Source organism: Sphingomonas bacterium (genome assembly GCF_903643035.1).
GTDB lineage: Bacteria > Pseudomonadota > Alphaproteobacteria > Sphingomonadales > Sphingomonadaceae > Sphingomonas.
This window is the reverse complement of the sequence record NZ_CAHJWW010000028.1, coordinates 1-18,476: the sequence shown is the minus strand read 5'-3', so window position 1 is coordinate 18,476 and position 18,476 is coordinate 1. Positions and strand designations below refer to the sequence as shown.

16 protein-coding genes and 2 pseudogenes are annotated in these 18,476 nt (G+C 70.1%); 6 read left to right on the top strand and 12 right to left on the bottom strand.

Annotated features, from left to right (window positions below):
* The first annotated feature begins 47 nt into the window (after positions 1–47).
* Positions 48–1,601 carry an RNA polymerase factor sigma-54 gene (gene rpoN / locus HUV01_RS03430; protein ID WP_174296917.1) on the top strand — a complete coding sequence of 518 codons (1,554 nt, stop codon included), beginning with the start codon at positions 48–50 and terminating at the stop codon, positions 1,599–1,601.
* Between the two features lie 56 nt (positions 1,602–1,657).
* Here the strand turns inward: rpoN and HUV01_RS03425 are convergent, their stop codons facing one another.
* The gene (locus tag HUV01_RS03425; RefSeq protein ID WP_174296916.1) at positions 1,658–2,086 is read right to left on the bottom strand and encodes a DUF1489 family protein; all 429 of its coding nucleotides are present in this window, start codon (positions 2,084–2,086) and stop codon (positions 1,658–1,660) included.
* A gap of 31 nt (positions 2,087–2,117) precedes the next feature.
* Positions 2,118–3,557, bottom strand: a complete 1,440-nt coding sequence (gene mgtE / locus HUV01_RS03420; protein WP_174296915.1) for a magnesium transporter — start codon at positions 3,555–3,557, stop codon at positions 2,118–2,120.
* 158 nt (positions 3,558–3,715) lie between these two features.
* Between mgtE and HUV01_RS03415 the strand changes: the two genes are divergently transcribed.
* Positions 3,716–4,171, top strand: a complete 456-nt coding sequence (locus HUV01_RS03415; protein WP_174296914.1) for a peptidylprolyl isomerase — start codon at positions 3,716–3,718, stop codon at positions 4,169–4,171.
* 49 nt (positions 4,172–4,220) lie between these two features.
* Here HUV01_RS03415 and HUV01_RS03410 read toward each other — a convergent pair whose 3' ends face one another.
* Positions 4,221–5,114, bottom strand: coding sequence for a LysR substrate-binding domain-containing protein (locus tag HUV01_RS03410; RefSeq protein WP_174296913.1), 894 nt, complete (start codon positions 5,112–5,114; stop codon positions 4,221–4,223).
* 272 nt (positions 5,115–5,386) lie between these two features.
* On the opposite strand from HUV01_RS03410, the gene HUV01_RS03405 reads away from it, so the two are divergent.
* Entirely contained in the window at positions 5,387–7,672 is a 2,286-nt protein-coding gene (locus HUV01_RS03405; protein ID WP_174296912.1) for a CDC48 family AAA ATPase, read from the top strand.
* A gap of 257 nt (positions 7,673–7,929) precedes the next feature.
* Entirely contained in the window at positions 7,930–8,574 is a 645-nt protein-coding gene (locus tag HUV01_RS03400; protein ID WP_174296911.1) for a methyltransferase domain-containing protein, read from the top strand.
* An 89-nt stretch (positions 8,575–8,663) separates the two neighbouring features.
* Here the strand turns inward: HUV01_RS03400 and HUV01_RS03395 are convergent, their stop codons facing one another.
* Complete coding sequence (locus HUV01_RS03395) at positions 8,664–9,485, bottom strand: hypothetical protein (protein WP_174296910.1); 822 nt, start codon at positions 9,483–9,485, stop codon at positions 8,664–8,666.
* 97 nt (positions 9,486–9,582) lie between these two features.
* A complete protein-coding gene (locus tag HUV01_RS03390) occupies positions 9,583–10,485 on the bottom strand; it encodes a tyrosine-type recombinase/integrase (RefSeq protein ID WP_174296909.1) in 903 nt (300 codons plus the stop codon).
* A 71-nt stretch (positions 10,486–10,556) separates the two neighbouring features.
* On the opposite strand from HUV01_RS03390, the gene HUV01_RS03385 reads away from it, so the two are divergent.
* Both HUV01_RS03385 and HUV01_RS03380 read left to right on the top strand, forming a co-directional pair.
* Positions 10,557–12,011, top strand: a complete 1,455-nt coding sequence (locus HUV01_RS03385; RefSeq protein ID WP_174296908.1) for a sensor domain-containing diguanylate cyclase — start codon at positions 10,557–10,559, stop codon at positions 12,009–12,011.
* A gap of 63 nt (positions 12,012–12,074) precedes the next feature.
* Positions 12,075–14,252, top strand: coding sequence for a primosomal protein N' (locus tag HUV01_RS03380; protein ID WP_302480018.1), 2,178 nt, complete (start codon positions 12,075–12,077; stop codon positions 14,250–14,252).
* A gap of 95 nt (positions 14,253–14,347) precedes the next feature.
* On the opposite strand, the pseudogene HUV01_RS03375 reads toward HUV01_RS03380, so the two are convergent.
* The 7 genes and pseudogenes from HUV01_RS03375 to HUV01_RS03345 all read right to left on the bottom strand — a co-directional run.
* Positions 14,348–14,596: pseudogene (locus HUV01_RS03375) on the bottom strand (ATP synthase F1 subunit epsilon); the annotation flags it as partial.
* An 82-nt stretch (positions 14,597–14,678) separates the two neighbouring features.
* The gene (locus HUV01_RS03370; protein WP_174296905.1) at positions 14,679–14,867 is read right to left on the bottom strand and encodes a hypothetical protein; all 189 of its coding nucleotides are present in this window, start codon (positions 14,865–14,867) and stop codon (positions 14,679–14,681) included.
* 35 nt (positions 14,868–14,902) lie between these two features.
* The gene (atpD, locus tag HUV01_RS03365; RefSeq protein ID WP_174296904.1) at positions 14,903–16,375 is read right to left on the bottom strand and encodes a F0F1 ATP synthase subunit beta; all 1,473 of its coding nucleotides are present in this window, start codon (positions 16,373–16,375) and stop codon (positions 14,903–14,905) included.
* A 12-nt stretch (positions 16,376–16,387) separates the two neighbouring features.
* Positions 16,388–16,630, bottom strand: coding sequence for a DUF2442 domain-containing protein (locus HUV01_RS03360; protein ID WP_217430891.1), 243 nt, complete (start codon positions 16,628–16,630; stop codon positions 16,388–16,390).
* Positions 16,631–16,677: 47 nt separating this feature from the next.
* On the bottom strand, positions 16,678–16,938 hold the full coding sequence (locus tag HUV01_RS15295) for a DUF4160 domain-containing protein (protein WP_174296902.1): 261 nt from the start codon (positions 16,936–16,938) through the stop codon (positions 16,678–16,680).
* Positions 16,939–17,865 carry a F0F1 ATP synthase subunit gamma gene (locus HUV01_RS03350; protein WP_174296901.1) on the bottom strand — a complete coding sequence of 309 codons (927 nt, stop codon included), beginning with the start codon at positions 17,863–17,865 and terminating at the stop codon, positions 16,939–16,941.
* A 9-nt stretch (positions 17,866–17,874) separates the two neighbouring features.
* Positions 17,875–18,476: pseudogene (locus HUV01_RS03345) on the bottom strand (F0F1 ATP synthase subunit alpha); the annotation flags it as partial.

Sequence of the window (18,476 nt, the reverse complement as noted above, 5' to 3'; positions counted from 1 at the left end):
GAGCCGCTGGCGCGACCCACCTCCCCCTGGCGGGGGAGGATAACTTTGTGAACCTCGCCCCGCGCCTGGACCTGCGCCAGTCGCAGTCGCTGGTGATGACGCCGCAGCTCCAGCAGGCGATCCGGCTGCTCGCGCTGTCCAACCTCGAGGTCGAGGGCGTGATCGCCGAGGAGATCGAGAAGAACCCGCTGCTGGAGACCGCGGCGCCCGAGGGGGACCTGCCGGTCGCGCCGGAGCCATCTCCGTTCGAGCGCGACGAGCCGGCCGGCGCGGACGAGCTGGTGATGGCGGGCGCCGGCGCGGGCGAGGCGGCGCTCGATGCGGATCTGACCACCTCCGCCTTCGACGATTCGCCCAGCGACCTCATGGGGTCCGGGGCGGCCGGCGTGCTCGACGGCTCGCTGGGCCTGACGGGAGCGTCGGCGCCGGGCGCGGGCGGGTCCGACGGCGGCGAGATGCCGGACCTCGACCTGCTCGCGGGCGCTCCTGCGACGCTTGCCGAGCATCTGCTCGCGCAGGCCGGGGCGGTGCTGGCGGACATCGACCTGTTCGTCGCCGCGCATCTGATCGACCAGATCGACGAGGCCGGCTATCTGCGCGTGCCCCTGCTGGAGGTCGCGACCCGGCTCGGCGTGCCGCTCGCCACCGCCGAGCGGGTGCTGGCGACGATCCAGTCGTTCGAGCCCACGGGCGTCGGCGCGCGCGACCTCGCCGAATGCCTGACGCTCCAGGCGAGGGAGGCGGATCGGTACGATCCGGCCATGGCACGGCTGCTCGACCATCTCGACCTGCTCGCACGCGGAGAGCTTGGCCGGCTGAAGCGCCTGTGCGGCGTGGACGACGAGGACATGGCCGACATGATCCGCGAGCTGCGCGGCTACGATCCCAAGCCCGGCTGCCGGTTCGGCGGCGAGCCCGCGCAGGCGGTGGTGCCCGACGTGTTCGTCGCGCGCCTGGGCGGCGGGGCGGGCGCCGACGTCGGGGGCGGATGGGCGGTGGAGATCAACGCGGCGACGCTGCCGCGCGTGCTGGTCGACCGGCGCTATTACGCAGAGCTTTCCGCCGCGCCCGGCGACAGGGCCCTCGACAAGGCTGGTCGCGCCTGGCTGTCGGACTGCCTGGCCAGCGCGAACTGGCTGGTGAAGGCGCTAGACCAGCGCCAGCGGACGATCGTCAAGGTGGCGGCGGAGATCGTCGCGCAGCAGGAAGGCTTCTTCCTGCGCGGGGTCTCCCATCTGCGCCCGTTGACGCTGCGGATGGTGGCGGACGCGGTCGGCCTGCACGAATCGACGGTCAGCCGGGTCACGTCGAACAAGTACCTGTCGTGCGCGCGCGGCCTGTTCGAGCTGAAATACTTCTTCACCTCCGCGATCCAGGCGGCCGATGGCGGCGAGGCGGTGTCCGCGCAGGCGGTGAAGGCCGCGATCCGAACGCTGATCGCCGGCGAGGGCGCGGGCATCCTGTCGGACGACACGCTGGTCGAACTGCTGAACGCGCAGGGCTTCGGGATCGCGCGGCGCACGGTGGCCAAGTACCGCGAGGCGCTGGGCATCGGCAGCTCGGTCCAGCGGCGGCGCGCACGCACGCTGGCGGGGGCGTAAGCCGAAAGTCGGGGCCAGAGGTTGGGGCCAGAGGTCGGGGGCCGCGACGTCCGGGTTCAGATCAGCGCCAGTTCCGCCAGCGCGCCCACCATCGCCGCCGGCATGTCCGCAAGCCCTGCGGCAGCGTCGCCCAGATCGACCGGCGCGTCCGCGTGCTCCAGATAGCGCCAGCCCTGATGCGCGCGCTTGGGCCGGACCTGCACCAGCACGAGCGCGGGATCGAGGTGGATCGCCACGCGCCCGCCGTCCGCCCCTCCCTCTATTGCGCCGAACCGCTCGATCCGCGAGCGCGCGACGAGCTGGTGCCTGATGATCCAGAACAGCGAGCCCCCTTCCTCCAGGTCCGGCCCCGCGATCTCGACGTGCCGCTTGGGCAGGTAGCGCGTCGTCAGGAACAGCGCGCCCTCCGCCGCGCGGCCGGCCAGCCGCTCGGTCAGGTGATCGAGGCTGGTGGCGCCGAACGCGACTTTGGTGAGGTGGAGCACGTCACGCGATGTGGGCGCGCCCGCCGACCGATCAACCGTGCAGGCCGAACAGCGTCGCCAGGCCCAGGAACGTGCCGAAGCCGCAGCAGTCGGTCATCATCGTGACGAACACCGCCGACGACACCGCCGGATCGAGGCGCCAGCGGTCGAGCGCGATCGGGATCAGGACGCCCGCCAGCCCGGCGACCAGGTTGTTGATGAGGATCGACGCCCCGAACACCAGCGCGAGCGGCGCATTGTGGTAGATGACGAACGAGCCCCCGCCGATCAGCGCGCCCAGCAGCGCGCCGTTGGCGAGCGCGATGCGGAACTCGCGCAGGATCATCCACCAGGTATTGGAATCGGTCAGCTGGTTGGTGGCGATCGCGCGGACGACGACGGCCAGCGTCTGGGTGCCGGCATTGCCGCCCATCCCCGACACGATCGTCATCAGCGCCGACAACAGCGCGAAGCTGGCGATCTCCGCGTCGAACGCGTCGATGACCGCCGCGGCGACCATCGCGGTGAAGAAGTTGATGACCAGCCACACGACCCGCGTCCGCACGGTGATCGCGATCGGCTCGTTGATGTCGCCGTCGCCCGCGCCCGACAGCCGCAGCACGTCCTCGCCCGCCTCCTGCTGGATGATGTGGACGATGTCGTCGACCGTTATCATGCCGACCAGCCGGTTCGACGCGTCGACGACCGCGGCGGAGATCAGCGCGTATTTCTGGAAGCGGAGCGCCACCTCCTCCTGGTCCATGTCGACCGGGATCAGCGTCTGCTCGCGCTTCATCACCTGCGCGATCCCGACCGGGCGCCGGGTGCGCAGGATCCACGACAGCGCGCAGGTGCCGATCGGGTGATGTCCCGCATCGACGACGAATATCTCCCAGAAGTCGCTGGTCAGGTCCTCGTTGCCGCGCAGATAGTCGATCGTGTCGCCGACCGTCCAGTATTCGGGCACCGCGATCATCTCGCGCTGCATCAGCCGGCCGGCGGACTCCTCGGGATATGACAGCGCCTCCTCGATCGCGGCGCGATCGTCGGGCTCCATCGCCCGCAGCACCTGGAGCTGCTCGTCGGCGTCCAGGTCCTCGATGATGGCGACCGCGTCGTCCGTGTCGAGCTCGCTGGCGATGTCGGCGACCTGCGTCGCGGTCAGCGCATCGATCAGCGCCTCGCGGACATAGTCGTTCATCTCGGCGAACACGTCCGCGTCGAGCTGCCCGGCGATCGCCTGCGCCAGGTCGGCGCGCTCGTCGGCGGGGGTCAGCTCGAACAGGTCGGCGATGTCCGCGGGGTGGAGCGGCTCGACCAGCATGCGGGCCGCCGCGGCGTCGCCCGCCTCGACGGCATCGAGCACCTTGCGCACGAAATCGGGGCGCAGCCGGTCGTCGCGGTCGAGCTGGCTGTCGGGTTTCCGGGCATGGGGATCGCCCGACGCGGCGTCGGCGAGCGCCTCGGGTGGGGAGAGATCGGTGTCGCTCATCGCTGCTCCCTCCGGCGGTGCGAGCCCGCGCTCTAGCCGCGGACGACCGTATTTGCCAGTCTCGGACGCGCCCGATAGGAACCCCCCGCGCCCGCCGCCGTTCGCGCCTCGACCGATCGGTCGGCATGCGGCCGCGCCCGATCCTCCAGGAGACCATCATGCCCGACCAGTTCACCACCCTGACGATGACGCTGGACGGCGGCGACGTGACGATCAGGCTGCGCCCGGACCTTGCCCCCAACCATGTCGAGCGGGTCGCCACGCTCGCCAACGACGGTTTCTATGACGGCGTCGTGTTCCACCGCGTGATCCCCGGCTTCATGGCGCAGGGCGGCGATCCCACCGGCACCGGCATGCACGGCAGCGACAAGCCCAATCTGAAGCAGGAGTTCTCGGCCGAGCCGCATGTGCGCGGCGTTTGCTCGATGGCGCGGACCAACCAGCCCGACACGGCGAACAGCCAGTTCTTCGTCGTGTTCGACGAGGCCCGGTTCCTGGACAACCAGTATACCGTCTGGGGCCAGGTGACGGACGGCATGGAGCTGATCGACGCGCTGCCCAAGGGCGAGCCGCCGCGCGAGCCCGGCAAGATCGTGAAGATGCGCGCGAGCTGACGCGGACGCGGACGCAAGGCGCCGTCGACCGGTCGGCAGGCCCGACCGGTCAACGCGCCGGCTTCTGCGCGATCACCTTGACGAGCCAGTCGTGGAACAGGCGCACCGGACGCTGGAGGAACGCGCGCGGACGGCACACGAACCAGTAGCTGTACGGACTTTCCACATCGATCCCGAACAGCTTCACCAGCCGCTCGTCGCGCGCGTCGTCGAAATGGCTGCCGTGCATGAAGGCGATGCCCAGCCCCTGGGCCGCCGCCTCCAGCATCAGCGCGCCCGAGTCGAACTGGTCGATCGCCAGCGGCTCAATATCCTCCACTCCGGCCACCGCGCGCCAGGCGGTGAAGGTGTCGGGCATGTCGCGGTGGAGAAGCACGGTCTGCATCGCTAGCTGCTCCGGACGGACCACCGGATCGGGGCCAGTCAGCAGCGTCCGGTTGCCGATGACATAGACCGAGCTGCGGTCCAGCCGGCGGGAATACAGCGCCGGGTCGATCTCCCGCGCCAGCGCGATCACGGCATCCAGCCCGTCGCCCAGCCTCGACACGCCATGCCCGGCGGTGTCGATGTCGAGGTGCAGCTCGGGATGCTTCGCGCGCAGTTCCGCCAGGTGCGGGAACAGCCGTTGCGACGCGTACAGCGGCAGGACGCCCAGCCGCAGGCGCAGCACTTCCGTACCGCTCGTCATCGCCTCGACGGCGTCGGACATCGCGTCCATGACCGGCGCGAGAAGGGCGAGCAGCCTCTCGCCGTCGCCGTTCAGCGCCAGCGCCTGGTGTCGCCGCTCGAACAGCGGCTTGGCGATGAAGCGTTCCAGCGTCTGGACGCGCCGGCTCAGCGCCGGCGCCGACAACGCCAATTCCTGCGCGGCCGCCTTGATCGAGCCCAGGCGTGCGGCCTGTACGAAGGCCTCGACCGCGGTAAGGGGGGGCAGACGGCGCATGGGAAATCTCGATAGCGGGATGCGATTGTTACGCTAGCGATTGCGTATTCTGCAACCGATGCATTTCTTTTCGCACTTGCACAAAAAGAGGGTCTGGAGCAAAAGGACGGTGCCTTTCAGGCATCCTCTCCTAAAAACTTGATGGGCTGGCCTTCGGGCCGGCCCTTTTTTCGTTCAGGCGTCCGCTTTGTCCTGCCGGACTGGTGGGCTTTTGGACCTGTCTTCCTATTTCGCTCGTCTTGGCGGTGCATCCGCCTGCAAGGAAGCGAAGAATGGCCGACGTCGAAGCCCTTGTCCGCAAGCTACAGGTAGCCAACGCCCGGCCCGAGGATTCCGGCCGGGGCCTGGCGCATGTGCCACGCACGACCATGCAGACGCTGGGCATCACGGAGGGCGACGTGATCGAGATCGTCGGCGGCAAGTCGACGACGCCCGCCCGCGCCGTGCTGCCCTATCAGGAGGACGAGGGGCTGGAGATCATCCGGCTCGACGGATTGCAGCGCGCCAACGCCGGCGTCGGCTCGGGCGACTATGTCGAGGTGCGCCGCGCGGAGTCGAAGCCCGCGACCCGCGTCGTGTTCGCGCCCGCGCAGCAGAACCTGCGGCTTCAGGGATCAACGCAGGCGCTCAAGCGCACCTTTCTCGGCCGGCCTTTCTGCCAGGGCGACATCGTCGCCACCGCCGGGCAGCATCGCGTCGGCCCGCAGGACATGCCCCCCAACGTACGCCAGATGCTCAACGCGCCCGCCTATGCGCTGCAGGAGGTCCGCCTGCTGGTCGTGTCGGCGAGCCCCAAGGGCGTCGTCCATATCGACGAGAACACCGAGATCGAGCTGCGCCCCGAATATGAGGAGCCCAAGGAGGCGCGGCGCGCGGACGTCACCTACGACGACATCGGCGGCATGGCGGGCACGATCGACCAGCTGCGCGAGATGGTGGAGCTGCCGCTGCGCTATCCCGAGCTGTTCCAGCGGCTGGGCGTGGAGGCGCCCAAGGGCCTGTTGCTCTATGGCCCGCCCGGCACCGGCAAGACGCGGCTCGCGCGCGCGGTCGCCAACGAATCGGACGCGCAGTTCTTCCTCATCAACGGGCCGGAGATCATGGGCTCGGCCTATGGCGAGTCGGAGAAGCGGCTGCGCGACGTGTTCGAGGAGGCGACCAAGAACGCGCCCTCCATCGTCTTCATCGACGAGATCGACTCGATCGCGCCCAAGCGCGGGCAGGTGTCGGGCGAGGCGGAGAAGCGGCTGGTCGCGCAGCTGCTGACGCTGATGGACGGGCTGGAGGCGCGCGCGAACCTTATCGTCATCGCCGCCACCAACCGGCCCGAGGCGATCGACGAGGCGCTGCGCCGGCCGGGCCGGTTCGACCGCGAGATCGTCGTCGGCGTCCCCGACGAGCGCGGGCGGCGCGAGATCCTGGGCATCCACACGCGCGGAATGCCGCTCGATCCGCAGGTCGACCTGGATGAGCTTGCGCGCACCACCTACGGCTTCGTCGGCGCGGACTTGGCGGCGCTGACGCGCGAGGCGGCGATCGAGGCGGTGCGCCGGATCATGCCGCGCCTGAACCTGGAGGAGCGGACGATCCCGCCCGAGGTGCTCGACACGCTGTCGGTCACGCGCGACGATTTCCTGGGCGCATTGAAGCGCGTGCAGCCGAGCGCGATGCGCGAGGTGATGGTTCAGGCCCCCAACGTGCGCTGGGAGGATGTGGGCGGGCTCGACGCCGCGCAGGAACGGCTGCGCGAGGGCGTCGAGCTGCCGCTGAAGAACCCGGACGCGTTCCGGCGGCTCGGCATCCGGCCCGCCAAGGGCTTCCTCCTCTATGGCCCGCCCGGCACCGGCAAGACGCTGCTCGCCAAGGCGGTGGCGCGCGAGGCGCAGGCGAACTTCATCGCCACCAAGTCGTCCGACCTGCTGAGCAAATGGTACGGCGAGAGCGAGCAGCAGATCGCCCGTCTGTTCAGCCGCGCGCGCCAGGTCGCGCCCTGCGTGATCTTCATCGACGAGCTCGACAGCCTGGTGCCCGCGCGCGGCGGCGGCGGCGGCGAGCCGCAGGTGACGGAGCGGGTGGTGAACACCATCCTGGCCGAGATGGACGGGCTGGAGGAGCTGCAATCGGTGGTGGTGATCGGCGCCACCAACCGGCCGAACCTGATCGACCCCGCGCTGCTGCGGCCGGGCCGGTTCGACGAGCTGATCTATGTCGGCGTGCCGAGCCGCGAGGGACGGCGGCGCATCCTCGGCATCCAGACGGGGAGGATGCCGCTGGCCGGCGACGTCGACCTCGATTCGCTCGCGGCGCGCACCGATCGCTACACGGGCGCGGATCTGGAAGACCTCGTCCGCCGCGCGGGCCTCGTCGCGCTGCGTCGCAGCCTGACGAGCGCGGAGGTCGGGGCGACCGATTTCGAGGCGGCGCTGAAGGAGTCGCGCGCTTCCGTCACGCCGGAGACGGAGCGCGACTACGAGCAGATCGCCGGGCGGCTGAAGCAGGACGCGGCGGCGATGCAGCCGATCGGCTTCGCCCTGCCCGGCGCGGCCGCGCGGGAGTAGGGCCGGCGCGGGGTCAGTCCCCCGACCGCCGGCGGTACGAGCGGCCGACGGCGGCGACCGCCACCTCGCAGCGCGCGTACCAGCCGGCGCGACAGGAAGATGACGGCGGTCTGTCCGGTGCGCTCGCCTGGCATGGACGTGGGTCTACGCCGTCACGATCCGCCCGCAAAGCATGACGTCGCGACCGCCGACGCTTGAAAGTCGTTGCCGTTCTTGCGACGGGGGATGCCGTGGAAAGTAAATCACGTCAGGATCGTATGCCACCGTCCTCCAGGACCGCCACCGCCCGACGTTCCAGCGATCGGGCCAGCACTCGCCGCAGCGCCCGCGAGGCCGGCGTGCCTTCGCCCTGGGGCATGTTCCTGTCGGGGTTCGTCAAGCATCCCGTCATGGTCGGCTCGATCGTGCCGTCGTCGGGCAAGCTGATCCGCCGGATGCTGGAGCCGGTCGACTGGACGAGCTGCAAGCTGTTCGTGGAATATGGGCCGGGCGTCGGCACCTTCTGCCGCCCGATCCTCGACCGGATGACGCCGGATGCGAAGCTGATCGCGATCGACACCAACCCCGACTTCATCCGCTACCTGCGCGGCACCATCCCCGATCCGCGGTTCGCCGCTGTCGCGGGTTCGGCGGCGGACGTCGAGCAGATCGTCGCCGATCAGGGCTTCGCGCATGCCGACTACGTCCTGTCCGGCCTGCCGTTCTCTACGCTGCCGCCAGGCGTGGGGCCGGCGATCGCGTCCGCCACCCATCGCGTGCTGAGGCCCGGCGGCGCGTTCCTTGTCTATCAGTTCAGCCCCAAGGTCCGCGATTTCCTGAGCCCACACTGGGACCGGATCGATCACGACATGGAATGGTGGAACGTGCCCCCGGCGCAGCTGTACTGGGGCTGGAAGGACTGAAGCCACTGGCTGACAGGCGCCCGATGACGGGCTTCGATACCGGGGCCTGAACGGCGCAGCCTTCGGGCCGCGCCGTCCCGCCCGACCGATCAGTACCGGCCGCGCCGATAGCCGTAGCCGCCATGGCCCCTGAAGCCGTAACCACCGCCATAGCCACCGCGGAACCCATAGCCCCGGCCATAGCCATAGTTGCGGAAATAGAAGGCGTGGTACGGATACGGGCGATAGGCCCAGCGTCCGTCGTAGAAGGCCCATGGCCGATACCAGCCCGGCGCCGCATACTCGTATCCCGAGTCGTACCCGTCGTAATAGAAGGCGGGCGCCCCGCCGCGCACGACGAAGCCGGGCGGGCAGCCGGGGCTGGTCTCGTTCGCGGTGCTGCCACCGACGACCGCGCCGCCGGCCGCACCCGCCAGCCCGCCGACGAGAGCGCCCGTACCCTGGTCGCGCCGTCCGGACACGCCTGCGCCGAGCAGGGCGCCGAAAAGCCCGCCGATCACCGCGCCGGTCCCCGCGTTGCTCCGCGCCTTGGTGCAGTACCGCTGCGACCAGTCTTCCACATAGGCTTCGTAGCGACGGTCCTGGTCGGTCGGCACATAGGCCTGCCCGCCCTGGGCATAGCCGGGCGCCGCGTCATAGCCGGGGGGTGGCGGCGGCGGCTGCGTCCCGTCGTAGCCGGGCGGCGGGCCGTCGGCATAGCTCTCCTGCTCCGGGGCGACGTCGCTGTAGGGCGGAGCATCCCGGAACTGCTGCCCATAGGCAGGCGCGGGCGAATAGGCTTGGCCCGGATAGGGTTGGGGGTAGGACTGCCCCGGGTAGGACTGCCCCGGATAGGACTGGGCCTGGACCGCCGGAGCGGCCAGAGCCGCGATCACCAGCAGGGACGTGCCCGGCACGAGGGAAATACGCATGGGGAGACGCTCCGAACCGACAGGGTTGACCTTGGATGCGGTTCTGGACGCAGCCGGCTGAACGAGTGCTGACGACGCCGCGCCCGCGGATCGCGCCTCAGGCGCGGGGATGCGCGTGGCGATACACGTCCATCAGGTGCGCGGCATCGACCTTGGTATACACCTGCGTCGAGCTCAGGCTGGCATGGCCCAGCAGTTCCTGGAGCGAGCGCAGGTCGGCGCCGCGCCCGAGCAGATGTGTGGCGAAACTGTGGCGAAGCGCATGTGGCGTTGTGCGCGACGATAGGCACAATATGGCGCGCGCCGCCCGTACCGCCCGGCGCACGATCGCCGCGTCTAGCGGACCACCCTTCGCGCCGCGGAACAGCGGCGCGTCGCGGGCGGTGCCCCACGGCACCTGCGCGGCATAGGCCTCGATCGCGGCCCGCACCTGCGGCAACAGCGGCACGGCCCGGACCTTGTCGCGCTTGCCCGTGACGGTCAGCACCCGGCCCAGCGGCAGGATCGCGCCGGTCAGTCCCAGCGCCTCGCCGATCCGCAGCCCGGCACCGTACAGCAGCAGCAGCACCGCCCAGTCGCGCGCCGCGATCCACTCGCACGCGGCGTCCTCCGCCACCGTCTGCGCGAGCGCCACCGCCTCGGCGGGGGAGACGGGCCTTGGCACGCCAGGCTTCACCCGCGGACCGCGCACCCTCGCGGGAGGCGCCCCGGCGAACGCCAGGAAGCCGCGGATCGCCGACAGCTCGCGCGCGGCGGAGGCGTTGACGATGCCGCCCCCCTCGGGGTTCCGCCGCGCGGACAGGAACGCGCGCAGCTCGGCGGCGTCGACACTCGCCAGCGCGGCTCGATCCACCGGCTCTCCGCGATGCCTGGCCAGGAACCCCATCAGCCGGCGCGCGGTCGCCTGATAGGCGCGCACCGTATGGGCCGAACGACGCCGGTCGCGCGCGAGATGCGCGGCCCATGCCGGTGCCAATGCGTCGGGATCGACCGGGTCCATCCGGTTACGGTGGGCCGCCGCACGCCCGCACCGCAAGGGGTTTTTTAACCGGGCGTCCCTAACCCGTGGCAATGGTTCCGACCGCTGTTCCTGCTCCCGGCTACGATGAGGCGCGCCGGCTCGCCGCCCTGCAGAGCCTCGCCCTGCTGGACTCCGGACCGGAGCGCGAGTTCGATGCGCTGGTCGCGCTTACCGCCGACATGCTGGGTTGCCCGACCGCGATGCTGAACCTGATCGATCGCGACCGTCAGTGGGTAAAGGCGCGGTTCGGACCCGGACCGGACGAGACCTCGCGCGAGATCGCCTTTTGCGACCGGACGATCCAGGGCGCCGGCCCGATGATCGTCGACGACGCCACCGTCGACGTCCGCTTCGCCGGCAACCCGATGGTCCTCGGAGCGGACGGCATCCGCTTCTACGCCGGCATGCCGATCCATGCGATCGACGGCGCGGGGCATCGCCAGCCGATCGGCGCCCTGTGCGTCCTCGACGCCGCGCCGCGCTGCCTCGACGAACGGGGGCGGCAGGCGCTCGCCCATCTCGCCATGCTGGCAGAGGCGCTGATCGCCGCGCGCGCCGTCGCCAATCGGGCGGTCGAGGTCGCCCGGGTCAGCGACGCGCTGGTGACGGAACTCGCGCGCAAGGACGGCATCTTCCGCCAGGCCGAGCGGATGGCGATGATGGGATCGTTCCGCGTGTCGCTGGACGACAACAAGCTGGAATGGTCCGAGAACGTCTATCGCATCCACGGGCTGCCGATCGGCAGGGCGCCGCCGATCGACGGGGCGCTCGACCATTACGAGCCGGTCTCCCGCGCGCGGGTGGCCGCCGCGATCGCCCGCACGATCGAGACCGGCGAGTCGTTCGATATCGAGGAGAACTTCTTCACCGCCCAGGCAGAACGGCGCCGCGTCCGTTCGATGGGTGAACTGGAACGGATCGAAGGACGCCCTGTCGCCATCGTCGGCGTGTTCCAGGACATCACCGACCGGTACGAGCTGGAGAAGGTGCTGCGCCGGTCGGCCGATACCGACATGCTGACCGGCCTGTGCAATCGCGCGTCGTTCGAGCGACTGCTGGACGCGGCGATACACCGTGCGCGCGGCGACGACGCCAAGCTGGTGCTGGCGATGATCGACCTCGACGGGTTCAAGGCGATCAACGACACGCTGGGTCATCTGGCGGGCGACGACGTGCTGCGGGGTGTCGGCCGTGCGCTGCGCGCGCCGTGGCTGGCGGGCAGCTGCGCCGCGCGGCTGGGCGGCGACGAGTTCGCGGTCGTGATCGAGGACGTGAAGCTGATCGCGGACCCGGCCGCGCTCGGGCGGCGGCTGGAGGAAGGATTGCGCGTGCCGGTCTCGGCCGGCGCGCTCGGCATGATCGCCGCCGGCACGGTGGGCATCGCCGCACTGGACGCGGAGCATGAGGGAGTGCGCGATCTCGTTCAGGCCGCCGACACCCTCCTGTACGCCGCCAAGCGCGATCGCATCGGCGAGCGGCGGCGCGCGGACCGGCGCATGGTCTGAGGGTCCGGCGGGACCCGGCCGACCGGGTCGCCACGACTAGGCCGGCGTACGCGCACACGCTATCTGACCCGCATGTCGCGTGCCCGCGTCCTGCTCCTGAACGCCGCGCTCGGCCCACTCGACTATCGCGTGCCCCAGGGGATGCACGTCGAACCCGGCTCGATCGTCGTCGCGCCGCTCGGTCCACGTCAGCTGCTCGGCGTGGTGTGGGAGCCGGACGCGATGCCGTCCGACGCGGAGGTCGGCGACAACCGGCTGCGCAACCTCGTCACCGTGGCCGACGTGGCGCCGCTCGGTGCGGCGCTGCGCCGGCTGGTCGAGTGGACCGCCGCCTATTATCTCGCGCCGCCCGCCGCGGTGCTGCGCATGGCGCTCGCCTCCACCTCCGCGCTCGAAGGCGCCCGCATGGTGGTTGAGTATCGCGCGACCGGCACGGTCCCGCCGCGCCTCACGCCGCAGCGCACGCAGGCGATGGAGCGGATCGGCGACCGACAGGGCCTGATCCGCGAGCTGGCGACGGTCGCGGGCGTGTCCGACGGCGTGATCCGCGGGCTCGTCAAGGCCGGCGCGATCGAGGCGGTGCCGGCGGACATAGACAGCCCCTATCCGGTCCCGGACCCCGCGCACGCCCCGCCCGCCTTGTCCACCGACCAGCGGGCCGCCGCCGACCGGCTCGCCACCGACGTTCGCGCCCGTGCCTTCGCGCCGACGCTGCTCGACGGCGTCACCGGATCGGGCAAGACCGAGGTGTATTTCGAGGCGGTCGCCGCCGCGATCCGGGAGGGCCGGCAGACGCTGGTGCTGCTGCCCGAGATCGCGCTGACCGAACCGTTCCTCCAGCGGTTCCACGCGCGGTTCGGGTGCGAGCCGGTCGCATGGCATTCGGGGCTGCGCTCGACCCAGCGCCGGCGGGCGTGGCGTGCGATCGCGAGCGGCGAGGCGCTGGTGACGGTGGGCGCGCGATCGGCGCTGTTCCTGCCCTATCGCGATCTGGCGCTCATCGTCGTCGACGAGGCGCACGAGACGAGCTTCAAGCAGGAAGAGGGCGTCCACTACCACGCCCGCGACGTGGCGGTGATGCGAGGGCGGTTCGAGGCCTGCCCGGTGGTGCTCGCGTCCGCCACGCCCGCCATCGAGACTCGCCAGCAGGTCGAGATCGGCCGCTATGCCGAGCTGAAGCTGCCCAGCCGCTTCGGGCTCGCGCAGATGCCGGCGATCGATGCGATCGACCTGATCGCGACGCCGCCCGAGCGCGGCCGGTGGCTGTCGCCGCCGCTGGTGGCCGCGCTGGCGGAGACGCTGGAACGCGGCGACCAGTCGCTGCTGTTCCTCAATCGCCGCGGCTATGCGCCGCTGACGTTGTGCCGCACCTGCGGGCATCGGTTCCAATGCCCCAACTGCACCGCCTGGATGGTCGAGCACCGGCTGATCCGCCGACTGACCTGCCATCATTGCGGCCATGCCGAACCGACACCGCGCGTCTGTCCGGAATGCCGGGGCGAGGACACGCTGGTCGCCTGCGGCCCCGGCGTCGAGCGGATCGCCGACGAGGTGGCCGCGCTGTTCCCCCAGGCGCGGGTGGCGGTCGTCACGTCGGACACCATCTGGTCGCCGGCCAGGGCGGCGGAGTTCGTGGGGAGGATGGACGCGGGCGAGATCGACGTCGTCGTGGGTACGCAGCTCGTGACCAAGGGCTATCACTTCCCCAACCTGACGCTGGTGGGCGTAGTCGATGCCGATCTGGGGCTGGAGGGCGGCGACCTGCGCGCGGCGGAGCGGACCTTCCAGCAGGTGCGCCAGGTTTCGGGTCGCGCCGGGCGCGGGGAGAAGCCGGGCCGGGTGTTCATCCAGACGCACCAGCCCGGCGCGCGAGTGATGCAGGCGCTGGTGACCGGCGACGCGGACGCTTTCTATGCCGCCGAGACCGACGCGCGGCGCGAGGCGGGCGCGCCGCCGTTCGGGCGCTATGCCGCGATCGTCGTGTCGTCGGAAGATCAGGGATCGGCACTGGAGACCGCGCGCACGATCGGCCGCGCCGCGCCCGAGATGGACGGCTGCCATGTCTATGGCCCCGCGCCCGCGCCGCTGGCGATGCTGCGTGGCCGCCACCGCTATCGCCTTCTGGTCCATGCCCGCCGCGCGCTGGACGTGCAGGACGTGATCCGCGAGTGGCTCGGCGCGCTGGACTGGCCGTCGAAGGTGCGCGTGAGCGTCGACGTCGATCCGTACAGCTTCCTGTGATCTCGTCGGCCCGGGCGGCCGCCCCGACCGCCTTACGCCCGGTCCGGAGCCTTGGCGGAGGCAACCGTCCGATCGCCGCCCTGTCCCACCGTCGTGCCCGCGCGCTCGGCCAGCACCGTCAGTCCACGGAACGAGACCTCCGCGAAACCGCCCTCGATCGCGACCGTCTCGCTTGCGCCGCCGGGCGTGCGCTGGATCGTCAGTGCACCGTCGCGGATCGTCGACATGACGGGGGCGTGCCCCTCCAGCACGCCGAAATCGCCCTCCGTGCCGGGCACGGTGACCATGTATACGTCCTCGGACCGGACGAGGCGCTCGGGGGTGACGAGTTCGAAGTGGAGCATGGGACCTACAATTTGATGAGGGCGATGATGAGACCGGCGAGCGTGACCTGACTGCCGACGACCCAGAGGACGACCTGGTTCTTCATGCGCCCGATATCGGCGCGCAACTGCTCGATTTCTCATCGAGACTGCTACGGTTCTGCTCGCCCTCGGCTTCAAGATCAACGTGGACAAGGTCCAGATCGACCTTCGTCGCGCTCGCTTCCGCCTGTTCGGGCGGCAGGTCGGCGGCGCGCCGCTCGCGCGCGATCGAGAGCGTGTCGACATTCACGCCCTGGACCTAACGCAGGCCCCGCACCGAGCCGGTCACGCCTCGCTGGCCATCTTCTCGGCCTTGGCGACCGCCTCGTCGATGCCGCCGACCATGTAGAAGGCGCTCTCGGGCAGATGGTCGTACTCGCCGGCCACCACCGCCTTGAACGAGCGGACCGTGTCCTCGATCTGCACGAACTTGCCCTCGATGCCGGTGAAGACCTGAGCGACGAAGAACGGCTGCGACAGGAACTTCTGGATCTTGCGCGCGCGGCTGACCGTCAGCTTGTCCTCCTCGGACAGCTCGTCCATCCCCAGGATCGCGATGATGTCCTGCAGCGACTTGTACCGCTGGAGGATCGACTGGACGGCGCGGGCGGTGTCGTAGTGCTCCTGGCCGACGACGCGCGGCTCCAGCACGCGGCTGGTCGAGTCGAGCGGGTCCACCGCCGGGTAGATGCCCAGCTCCGAGATCGCGCGGTTCAGCGTCGTCGTCGCGTCGAGGTGCGCGAACGAGGTGGCGGGCGCGGGGTCGGTCAGGTCGTCGGCGGGGACGTAGATCGCCTGCACCGAGGTGATCGAGCCCTTGTTGGTCGACGTGATCCGCTCCTGCAGCGCGCCCATGTCGGTCGACAACGTCGGCTGGTAGCCCACCGCCGACGGGATGCGGCCGAGCAGCGCCGACACTTCGGACCCCGCCTGGGTGAAGCGGAAGATGTTGTCGACGAAGAACAGTACGTCCTGTCCCTCGACGTCGCGGAAATATTCGGCGATCGTCAGGCCGGAGAGGGCGACGCGCGCACGCGCGCCGGGCGGCTCGTTCATCTGGCCGAACACCAGCGCGACCTTGCTCCCTTCGGACGTCGCGTTGCCGTCCGCGTCCTTGGCGATGACGCCCGCGTCAAGGAACTCGTGGTACAGGTCGTTGCCCTCGCGGGTGCGCTCGCCGACGCCCGCGAACACCGACACGCCGCCATGGCCCTTGGCGATATTGTTGATAAGCTCCTGGATCAGCACCGTCTTGCCGACGCCCGCGCCGCCGAACAGGCCGATCTTACCGCCGCGCGCATAGGGGGCGAGCAGGTCGATCACCTTGATGCCCGTCACCAGGATCGCGCTCTCGGTCGACTGGTCGACGAACGGCGGGGCCGACGCATGTATCGGCGAGCGATGCGTCTGGTCGACAGGTCCGCGCTCGTCGATCGGCTCGCCGATGACGTTGAGGATGCGGCCGAGCGTCGCGGGACCCACCGGCACGGTGATCTGCGCGCCGGTGTCGCGCACCGTTGCCCCACGCGTCACGCCGTCGGTCGCGTCCATCGCGATCGTGCGAACCATGTTCTCGCCCAGATGCTGCGCGACCTCCAGCACCAGCCGGCTGCCGTTGTTGTCGGTCTCCAGCGCCGACAGGATCGAGGGCAGATGCCCCTGGTCGAACTGCACGTCGACGACCGCGCCGATCACCTGCGCGATGCGGCCGACGTTGTTGGTGCCCGTGGGGGCGGGGCGGTCTAGGACGGTGGCCATGTGTTCAAATCCTCAGTTCAATATCCATTCGCCATTGGCGACGATCTCGTCGTGCATCGCGTCGGGAGCCAAGTCGATCTCTCCGGGCCACGCAACGGCACCCAGATCGAGAAAGACTCGCCGAAACAAGGCCTCGTCCCGCAACGCGGCGAACACGCCGGCGTGAGCGCCATGGACGAGCCCCGCCATATCGACGAACCCGGTGACGCCGTCGTTATGGCGAACGCGTAGACGCCATCCGTCCAGCGCCTCCACCTCGGACACGCGATAGGGCGCGCGCGGGACAATCGGCGGGAAAACGCCTATCCCGGAGGAGTCAGCTTGCTGGGCGGCTGATTGCTTCGACATAGCTCCCAATTCTCAAGCAGGCCGGCCTGCCTCTGCCGCGCCCAGCCGATTACCTCGGCCAACACGCGATTGGGCAGATCGCTCGTTAGCACGTCGAGCGTCTCTATGGCGATCCTCGCTTCGAACTCGGCGTAAAGAGCGTGGAAATGCGGTGGCGGGTGATCCGGCGAGAACATCTCGATCGCGATGCCGTCCCATCGGCATATCTTCGGCACTCACAGCGCCTCCGCCCCCGAGATGATCTCCACCAGTTCGGTCGTGATCGCGGCCTGGCGCGCGCGGTTGTACTGGATGGACAGGCGCTTGATGAGGTCGCCGGCGTTGCGCGTGGCGTTGTCCATCGCCGTCATCTTGCTGCCCTGCTCGCTCGCCGCGTTCTCGCGCATCGCGCGGAACAGCTGCACGGCGACGTTGGTGGGCAGCAGGTTGGCGAGGATCGACTCCTCGTCGGGCTCGTACTCCACCGCCGCCTCGCCGCCCGCGGCGGGCACCATCGCGCGCCCGTCCTCCGACGTCTTCGCCACCAGCCCCGCGACCGGCGACACGGCTGCGGCGACCGGGATGATCTGCGACTCGGTCGGCTCCTGCGTCAGCACAGACTTGAAGTGCGAGTAGAACAGGTGCGCCACGTCGAACTCGCCCGCCTCGTACCGCCGCAGCAGTTCGTCGGCATAGGCGCGCGCGTCGGCGTAGGACAGCTTGCCCAGATCGCCCGGCTCGACCGAATGGACGATGTCCGACCGGTACAGCCGCGCCAGCACCGCGCGCCCCTTGCGGCCGATCGTCAGGAACTTCACCGTCTTGCCCTCGGCCCGCAGCTCCTCGGCGCGGCGGCGCGCGAGGCGGGCGATGTTGGTGTTGAACGCGCCCGCGAGGCCACGGTCGGACGTCGCGACGACGAACAGGTGGACCTGGTCGCGCCCCGTTCCCGCGAGCAGCCGAGGCGTGCCCTCGCCCACCTGCACCTGGGCGGCGAGGCTCGCGACCACCGCGCCGATCCGCTCGGCATACGGGCGCCCGGCCTCCGCCGCCTCCTGCGCGCGGCGCAGCTTGGCGGCGGCGACCATCTTCATCGCCTTGGTGATCTTCTGCGTCGACTTCACCGAGCCAATGCGGACCTTGAGGGCTTTGAGACTGGCCACCCGCCGCCCTTAAGCGAACGTCTTGCCGAAGGCGTCGAGCGCACCCTTCAGTCCGCTCTTCGCCTCGTCGCCCAAGTCCTTGGTCTCGCGGATCTTCGCCAGCACGTCGCCATGCTGCGAGCGCATCTCGGCAAGCATCTGCTCCTCGTAGCGGGTCACGTCGCCGACCGGCACCTTGTCGAGATAGCCGTTGGTGCCGGCGAAGATCGAGGCGACCTGCTCCTCGAACGGCATCGGCGCGAACTGCTTCTGCTTGAGCAGCTCGGTCAGCCGCGCGCCCCGGTTGAGCAGCTTCTGCGTCGAGGCGTCCAGATCGGAGCCGAACTGTGCGAACGCCGCCATCTCGCGATACTGCGCCAGCTCCAGCTTGATCGAGCCGGAGACCTTCTTCATCGCCTTGGTCTGCGCCGCCGAGCCGACGCGCGACACCGAGAGGCCGACGTTGATGGCCGGGCGGATGCCCTGGTAGAACAGCTCGGTCTCGAGGAAAATCTGCCCGTCGGTAATCGAGATCACGTTGGTCGGGATATAGGCCGAGACGTCGCCGGCCTGCGTCTCGATGATCGGCAGCGCGGTCAGCGAGCCCGAGCCGTGCGCCTCGCTCATCTTGG

Excerpts from the sequence above, each read along its gene's own strand:
- HUV01_RS03385 (WP_174296908.1), top strand. The coding sequence starts at position 10,557 with ATGGTTCCGACCGCTGTTCCTGCTCCCGGCTACGATGAGGCGCGCCGG.
- HUV01_RS03410 (WP_174296913.1), bottom strand. The coding sequence starts at position 5,114 with ATGCGCCGTCTGCCCCCCCTTACCGCGGTCGAGGCCTTCGTACAGGCC.
- mgtE (WP_174296915.1), bottom strand. The coding sequence starts at position 3,557 with ATGAGCGACACCGATCTCTCCCCACCCGAGGCGCTCGCCGACGCCGCG.
- HUV01_RS03390 (WP_174296909.1), bottom strand. The coding sequence starts at position 10,485 with ATGGACCCGGTCGATCCCGACGCATTGGCACCGGCATGGGCCGCGCAT.
- atpD (WP_174296904.1), bottom strand. The coding sequence starts at position 16,375 with ATGGCCACCGTCCTAGACCGCCCCGCCCCCACGGGCACCAACAACGTC.
- HUV01_RS03415 (WP_174296914.1), top strand. The coding sequence starts at position 3,716 with ATGCCCGACCAGTTCACCACCCTGACGATGACGCTGGACGGCGGCGAC.
- HUV01_RS03400 (WP_174296911.1), top strand. The coding sequence starts at position 7,930 with ATGCCACCGTCCTCCAGGACCGCCACCGCCCGACGTTCCAGCGATCGG.
- HUV01_RS03405 (WP_174296912.1), top strand. The coding sequence starts at position 5,387 with ATGGCCGACGTCGAAGCCCTTGTCCGCAAGCTACAGGTAGCCAACGCC.
- HUV01_RS03395 (WP_174296910.1), bottom strand. The coding sequence starts at position 9,485 with ATGCGTATTTCCCTCGTGCCGGGCACGTCCCTGCTGGTGATCGCGGCT.